This is a genomic window from Brachybacterium sp. GCM10030268 (assembly GCF_042666305.1).
Lineage (GTDB): Bacteria > Actinomycetota > Actinomycetes > Actinomycetales > Dermabacteraceae > Brachybacterium.
Map to the genome: position 1 here is coordinate 206,645 of NZ_JBHTCW010000005.1, position 6,263 is coordinate 212,907.

General features: G+C 72.4%; 7 protein-coding genes. 4 read left to right on the forward strand and 3 right to left on the reverse strand.

Features of this window, described 5'->3' with window-relative positions:
• Nucleotides 1–62: 62 nt before the first annotated feature.
• Nucleotides 63–1,424 (forward strand): M20/M25/M40 family metallo-hydrolase, encoded by a 1,362-nt coding sequence (locus ACFQRD_RS09960; RefSeq protein WP_377804073.1) that lies wholly within the window; start codon nucleotides 63–65, stop codon nucleotides 1,422–1,424.
• On the opposite strand, the gene ACFQRD_RS09965 is transcribed toward ACFQRD_RS09960, so the two are convergent.
• Nucleotides 1,425–2,105, reverse strand: coding sequence for a TetR/AcrR family transcriptional regulator (locus ACFQRD_RS09965; protein WP_377804075.1), 681 nt, complete (start codon nucleotides 2,103–2,105; stop codon nucleotides 1,425–1,427).
• Nucleotides 2,106–2,154: 49 nt separating this feature from the next.
• Here ACFQRD_RS09965 and ACFQRD_RS09970 point away from each other — a divergent pair, with 49 nt between their 5' ends.
• The 3 genes from ACFQRD_RS09970 (at nucleotide 2,155) to ACFQRD_RS09980 (ending at nucleotide 4,426) form a co-directional block, all read left to right on the forward strand.
• Nucleotides 2,155–2,991 carry a hypothetical protein gene (locus ACFQRD_RS09970; protein WP_377804077.1) on the forward strand — a complete coding sequence of 279 codons (837 nt, stop codon included), beginning with the start codon at nucleotides 2,155–2,157 and terminating at the stop codon, nucleotides 2,989–2,991.
• Between the two features lie 241 nt (nucleotides 2,992–3,232).
• On the forward strand, nucleotides 3,233–3,505 hold the full coding sequence (locus tag ACFQRD_RS09975) for an HPr family phosphocarrier protein (protein WP_377804079.1): 273 nt from the start codon (nucleotides 3,233–3,235) through the stop codon (nucleotides 3,503–3,505).
• Between the two features lie 57 nt (nucleotides 3,506–3,562).
• Nucleotides 3,563–4,426: a helix-turn-helix transcriptional regulator gene (locus ACFQRD_RS09980; RefSeq protein ID WP_377804081.1), complete on the forward strand. Its 864-nt coding sequence runs from the start codon at nucleotides 3,563–3,565 to the stop codon at nucleotides 4,424–4,426.
• Here ACFQRD_RS09980 and ACFQRD_RS09985 read toward each other — a convergent pair.
• Together ACFQRD_RS09985 and ACFQRD_RS09990 are read right to left on the reverse strand one after the other, a co-directional pair.
• Entirely contained in the window at nucleotides 4,327–5,541 is a 1,215-nt protein-coding gene (locus tag ACFQRD_RS09985; RefSeq protein ID WP_377804083.1) for an MFS transporter, read from the reverse strand. The two genes, ACFQRD_RS09980 and ACFQRD_RS09985, sit on opposite strands and share 100 nt — an antisense overlap.
• A gap of 108 nt (nucleotides 5,542–5,649) precedes the next feature.
• The gene (locus ACFQRD_RS09990) at nucleotides 5,650–6,036 is read right to left on the reverse strand and encodes a hypothetical protein (RefSeq protein WP_377804085.1); all 387 of its coding nucleotides are present in this window, start codon (nucleotides 6,034–6,036) and stop codon (nucleotides 5,650–5,652) included.
• Nucleotides 6,037–6,263: the final 227 nt, after the last annotated feature.

A 6,263-nucleotide genomic window follows, 5' to 3' on the forward strand; every position in this document is an offset into this window, starting at 1 on the left:
CCCACCGGGCGTCCGGGCCGCGGCGAGTACCGTGGCCCGGACCGACCCCGAGGAGGACCCGCATGCCCATCGCCGTTCCGACCGCCGACGAACTCGCCCTGCTGCAGGACGAGGCGGTGGCCTTCACCCGTGACCTGATCAGGATCGACACCACCAACTTCGGGGGCAACGATCCGGCGACCTGGGGCCGCGGGGAGACGGAGGCGGCGGAGTACGTCGTGGCGAAGCTGCGCGAGGTGGGGCTGGACCCGGAGGTCCACGAATCCGCCCCGGGCCGGCCCAGCGTGTTCGTGCGCGTGGACGGCGAGGACCGCGAGCGCGGCGGCCTGATCCTCCACGGCCACCTCGATGTGGTCCCCGCCCGCGCCGAGGACTGGTCCGTGGACCCCTTCGGCGCCGAGATCCACGACGGCATGATCTACGGCCGCGGCGCGGTGGACATGAAGGACATGGTCGCCATGATCCTGGCGCTGGCCCGGCACCTCGCCCGCACCGGGCAGCGCCCGCCCCGCGACCTGCTGTTCGTGTTCTTCGCCGACGAGGAGAACGGCGGCGTGTGGGGCTCGGAATGGATGAGCCGGCACCGCCCGGAGCTGTTCGCGGGGATGAGCGAGGCGATCAGCGAGGTCGGCGGCTACTCGATCACCCTGCCCGAGAAGGACACCGGCGAGGACGTGCGCGCCTACCTCGTCCAGACGGCCGAGAAGGGCCTGATCTGGGGTCGCCTGCGCGCCACCGGCCGCGCCGGCCACGGCTCCGTCCCCAACCACGAGAGCGCGATCGTGCGCCTGGCCCAGGCGATCACCGCCCTGGACGAGCACGTCTTCCCGTTCGAGTTCATCGCCGCCGTGCGCGCCCTGTTCGACGGGGTCACCGAGATCACCGGTATCGGCTGGGACGAGGAGACCATCCGCGAGACCCTGCCGCTGATGGGCGGGGCCCGCCAGTTCGTCGCCGGCACCCTCGGCGACTCCGTGAACCTCACGATGCTGGAGGCCGGGTACAAGGGCAACGTGATCCCGCAGACGGCCGAGGCGACGTTCGACGCCCGCTTCCTGCCCGGGCACCAAGACGAGCTGCTGGCGCTGCTCGACGAGCTCACCGGCGAACACGTCGAGGTGGTCATCGACCACATCGGCAACTCCGTGGACTCCCCGCGCGATGCGCCGCTGGTCGCGACGATGACCGAGTCCGTGCAGGCAGAGGATCCCGGCGCCCGGGTGCTGCCCTACTGCCTCAGCGGCGGCACGGACAACAAGGCGCTGTTCCGCATGCTCGGCATCACCGGCTACGGCTTCGCCCCGCTGCAGCTGCCCAAGGGCCTGGACTTCGCGCCCCTGTTCCACGGCATCGACGAGCGCGTGCCGATCGAGGCGGTGCGCTTCGGGGCGCGGGTGCTGCTGCGGCTCGTCCGCGACTGCTGATCAGCTCTCGTCGGCCGACGGGGCCGGGCCTGCCGAGCTGGTCGAGACGTCGGCCGGCGGGATCGGGTCCTCGGGCTGCAGGCCGGTGTACCAGCTGGGCAGGATCCGCAGCAGCGCCTCCCTGACCTCGGAGGCGTCGAGCTCCGCCCCCGCGGCGGCCTCCTCGTCGGTGTCCACCAGCCACTGGATCAGCACGTCGGCCGTGCCGCCGGCGAAGAACCGGGCAGTGCGGGGCACGGGGAGGTAAGAGGGCACCTCGTCGCGCAGGCTGCGCAGCGCGACCTCATGCAGCTCGGACAGACGCCGCACCACGTACAGGTACGTGCGGTGGGCGAACTTCCAGTCCAGCGCCCCGCGCAGGAAGGCGTGGTGGCGCACCAGGTAGACCACCAGGGACGTGATCGTCGTCTGGACCATCTCGTGCGTGGAGCGGCCCTGCCCCACCAGATCGGACTCGAGCTTCTGCTGCTCGTCGAACATCTCGGCGAGCATCGCGCCGATCAGGTCGTCGAGACCGGAGAAGTGGCTGTAGAACGCGGCCCGACTGACACCCGCCCGCTGCACGAGGGCGTTGACGGTGACCTCACCGTCGGACGCACTGAGATCGCGGGCGGCGGCAAAGATCGCCGCTCTGGTCCGCGCGGGGCGAGGGTCGGGCGCACGGCCGCATGAGCTGGGCATTCTTCCATAGTAGCCGCGATCTCGGCCGACCATGGAGGAGGATGAACGCATGCTTCCATTTATGTCCGGCCTGCCGGGAATGTCCCGCAGACAGCAGCCGCAGCGCCACCCGCTGCTGGATGACCTCGTCGGTCAGACCGTCATCCACACCCGCGTGGCCGCCCGCGGCACCTGGACGGTCACGGCCCGCGGCTGGGTGCTGCACTCGCGCATCCAGCAGCTCGACGACGCACCCGTCGGCCTCCGGGACCCGCGGCTTCTGGCGGCCACCGTGAACGGCGCGGAGATGCTGCCCGACGGGCACCTCACCCTCGCCCTCACCACGCCGACGGGCCCGCAGCGACTGACGACCGTGCCCCGCTGGGAGGTGCGCGGCCCTCGCGGAGCCCGGCTGCGGGCCGACGAGAAGGGCGTGATCACCGCGGACCCGCCCGGGCCGCCGGTCCATGCGACACCGGAGGCACTGGCCGCGTTCGCGGCGTCCCGGCCCGGCGCCCTCGAGCAGCGGCTGCAGGATCTCGGCCGACGGACCTGGCTGCACCCCGGCCACGTGGTGGAGGTGATGACGGCCGCGGGAGCCCTCGACGACCAGGAGTTCGAGCGTCGGGGGCCGACGCTGCTGGCCCGCATGCTCGCGCGCGGGGAGATCCGGGCGGGGTTCGTCACCGACGGCCGCTTCGCCCCCTGGGATCTCCCGCTCGCCGACGTCATCGAGCACATCTTCACCGTCTGGCAGGCGGTCGGAGGCAGCGCTCCCGGCCAGGACATGATCGCCTGGTTCGAGCTGACCACCGGCCGCGACACGTCCGGACCGACCAGCGCCCAGGCCATGCCTCCCGGCATGTCCGGCTACGACAGCCCCGGCGTCGTCGGCGGATTCCGCTGAACCCGCTGAGCGCTCCCCCTCCCTGCATCACGCCACCCCTGACGGATCCGGATGCACGCTACCCCGAACCGGTGCATTTCGGAAAGCTCTTCTGGGCACGTGTCCGGTTTCTCTCGGGTAATCGGACCAGCCGGTGAACGCTCGATGAACTCTCCGGGACGCCGGTCGTCGAGCCGGCGCTCGTTCGCACGGCCCGGGCGAGGCTACGCTGGGGGCCGACACGTCGAGAAAGGCGTTTGAGATGCCAGAACGTACCGTGAGGATCGCGAGCACGAGCGGGCTCCATGCCCGCCCGGCGGCGATCTTCTCCCAGGCGGCCAGCGAACAGCCCGCAGCCGTGACGATCGAGAAGCCCGGTGGGAAGGCGGTGCCCGCCTCGAGCATCCTGATGCTCCTGACCATCGGCGCCGACCATGGCGACGAGGTGACGCTGCGCGCCGACGGCGACGGGGCCGAGGACTCGCTCACCGCCCTCGCCGACCTGCTGGAGAAGAACCTCGACGAGGACCTCTGAGTCGACGCGACGGTGGCTCGCGGGAATGCCCGGGACCGGCGGACGGTTGGCCCTGACATGAGCGCAGTCCCGAGCACCTGGCGCATCGCCCTCTCCACGACGGTGGAGCTGCCCGCCCGTTCCCCCGTCGCCCCGCGCCGCTCCTCCCTCTGGCTGCACGTGCGCTCCGGCGCCGTGTCCCTCGGCGCCGGGTACGAGGCGCGGCGCCTCGAGGCCGGGGACGCCGCCTACCTCCACCACGCCCAGCTGCACCCGGCCACGACCCTGGAGCCCTCCACCCTCCAACTGGCCGACCTCCGTCACCTCGGCCCCGAGCCGCCGCGGGACCCGCTGATCGTGCCGGGCTTCGACCGGCGACAGGCCGGCGTGCTCGGGCTGCTGGCCCAGTGCCCGCTGGACGGATCCACCACCGTCGAACGCCCCGACGTCGCCCGCGCCTACGGCGAGCTGATCGGCGCCGCCATGCTCAGCGAGGCGAGCATCGATGCCGGTCAGAGTCGGGGTCGGGAGCGGGAGGCGGACCCTGTCGTCGCTCGCGTCGTCGCCCGGATGGCGGCCGCGCCGTGCCGCTCGTGGACGCTCACGGACCTGGCGGCCTCGGCCCACGTCGGCACGACGGCGCTGGTGGACCGGTTCCGCCGCGCCACCGGCCACTCCCCCATGCAGTACCTGCGCCGGCTGCGCATGGGATGGGCGATGAGCGAGCTCGCCGGCTCCGACGCACCGATCTCTGCCATCGCCCACGACGCCGGATACGGATCGGCGGAGGCCTTCGTCCGCGCCTTCCGCGCCCACACCGGGACCACTCCGGGCCGCTGGCGTCAGACCTCCCGCGGGCGCACCTTGATCGAGGCGAACCCGATCGCAGCGACGGCGGAGACGACGGCTCCGAGCGCCATGGCCGCTGCCGGGCCCTGGTGATCCACCAGCACCCCGCCCACGGCGGACCCGGCCATGATCGCCACCTGGAACGCGGTGACCTGCAGCGAGATCGCTGATTCGACGCGGCGGGGCTCGACCGCGGAGACCCACAGCTGCGTGGTCACCGGCACCATGTTGAAGCCCAGGCCCCAGGCGATCACGACGACGACCAGCACACCCGTCTGCTCCGTCGTGGCCATCCCGAACAGCGCGACGGCGAGGATCGCCGGGCCCGCCGTGGCGGCCCAGCGCATCCAGCGCGAGAGGTATCCGCCGGCGAGGTTGCCGAGCACTCCGCCGAGACCCCAGATCAGCAGCAGCGCGGCGACCGCCGAGGCATCGACCGCCTCGATCGCGACCCGGATGTAGGGGTAGGCGGTGAAGTTGGCGAAGGCGGCGACCGCGATCACCGCGACGCCCACCACCAGGCGGCGGTTGCCGAGCGCCTCCCGCATCATGGCCAGGCCCGCACCGGGCTGTGCGGGCACGGCCGGCAGCAGCCGCCACAGCACGGCGGCCGCCACCAGCGTGAGGGCGCTCATCACGAGGAACACCGCACGCCAGCCGATGATGTCACCGAGCACCGAGGCGACCGGGATGCCGATGATGGTCGCGGTGCTCGTGCCGAGGGCCACCGTGGTCGAGACCAGGGCGGCGCGACCGGTCACCTGGACGCCCACGGACAGGGCGAAGGACCAGAACCCCGCGATCGCCGCCCCCAGCAGGACGCGGGCGATGAGCACCACCGCGAGCGACGGGGCGAGGGCCACCACGAGGTTGGAGAGGATCGCCAGGCCCAGCAGGGACAGCAGCACGGTGCGCCGGTCGGTGCGCGGCAGGATCGAGGCGATGGTCGGCGCGGTCAGCGCTCCGGCCAGGGCCGTCGCCGCCACGGTGAGCCCGGCGCGGCCCTCGGTCACGGAGAGGTCCACGGCCATGCCGGGGAGGACGCCCGCCGGGATGAATTCGGCGCCGACCAGAGCGGCCGTGCCGGCCGAGAGCGCGAGAGCCGTCACCACGGGGTGATGGGCGCGGGCGGGACCTCCACTGGGGTCGCTGGGGTCCGTGGTCGCGGGGCCACGCCGGGACGTGGTCTCGGGTGAGGAGGAAGTCATGACTCCAGCATCGGTCACCGGGAGGGGTTCCGGCTGATCCGACCACCGGAGCGATTGATCACGCGGCCGGAGGAACCGGCCGCCGCCGTGCCAGCTCCTCCGGATCCGCTAGCTCCCGGCGAGCAGCGCGACCGTGATCGCGAAGACCACGCCCGCGCCGACGAGCGCCCCGAGGGACCCGATGAGCACGCCCGGCCAGGGGGTGCGCCGCAGCAGCAGGACGCTCAGCCCTCCGCCGAGCAGCAGCAGTCCGCCCAGGGTCGGCGCGCCCAGCAGCAGCCCCACGAAGACCACCGTGTCCCGCGGGGTGAGGGCACACCCGAAACCGATCCCCTCGCAGCGCCCGTCGGGATTCTCGTCCGGAGCGATCGCGAGACCCAGCGCGTACAGGACGAGCAGCAGCGCCCAGGCCAGCAACGTCAGCAGCACGGAGAGACCGCGCCGTCGAGGCGACTGCTCCGAGGGCGGCGAGGTCGGGTGCGGGGCCGGTTCCATGGACGGTCAATCTACGGCAGGGCGCCTGCTCGCTGCCGTTGCCCGCGGGCATCTGCACCCACGAATGCACTGAGCCGCGACACCGTCTGTCAACGATGTCGCGGCTCAGGGAAAAGGGCGGTAGCGATCGTTGACCGGTGAGTCGCGACATCGTTGACGCCCGGACGCGGCCGAGGATGCCGCATGAGTTCCCTGAGTCAACCTCTAGGCCGTGAGAGCGCTGCTGT

What these genes read in the sequence shown, in the direction of transcription:
- ACFQRD_RS09965 (WP_377804075.1), bottom strand. Translation starts at nt 2,105, where the DNA reads ATGCCCAGCTCATGCGGCCGTGCGCCCGACCCTCGCCCCGCGCGGACC.
- ACFQRD_RS09970 (WP_377804077.1), top strand. Translation starts at nt 2,155, where the DNA reads ATGCTTCCATTTATGTCCGGCCTGCCGGGAATGTCCCGCAGACAGCAG.
- ACFQRD_RS09980 (WP_377804081.1), top strand. Translation starts at nt 3,563, where the DNA reads ATGAGCGCAGTCCCGAGCACCTGGCGCATCGCCCTCTCCACGACGGTG.
- ACFQRD_RS09985 (WP_377804083.1), bottom strand. Translation starts at nt 5,541, where the DNA reads ATGACTTCCTCCTCACCCGAGACCACGTCCCGGCGTGGCCCCGCGACC.
- ACFQRD_RS09975 (WP_377804079.1), top strand. Translation starts at nt 3,233, where the DNA reads ATGCCAGAACGTACCGTGAGGATCGCGAGCACGAGCGGGCTCCATGCC.
- ACFQRD_RS09990 (WP_377804085.1), bottom strand. Translation starts at nt 6,036, where the DNA reads ATGGAACCGGCCCCGCACCCGACCTCGCCGCCCTCGGAGCAGTCGCCT.
- ACFQRD_RS09960 (WP_377804073.1), top strand. Translation starts at nt 63, where the DNA reads ATGCCCATCGCCGTTCCGACCGCCGACGAACTCGCCCTGCTGCAGGAC.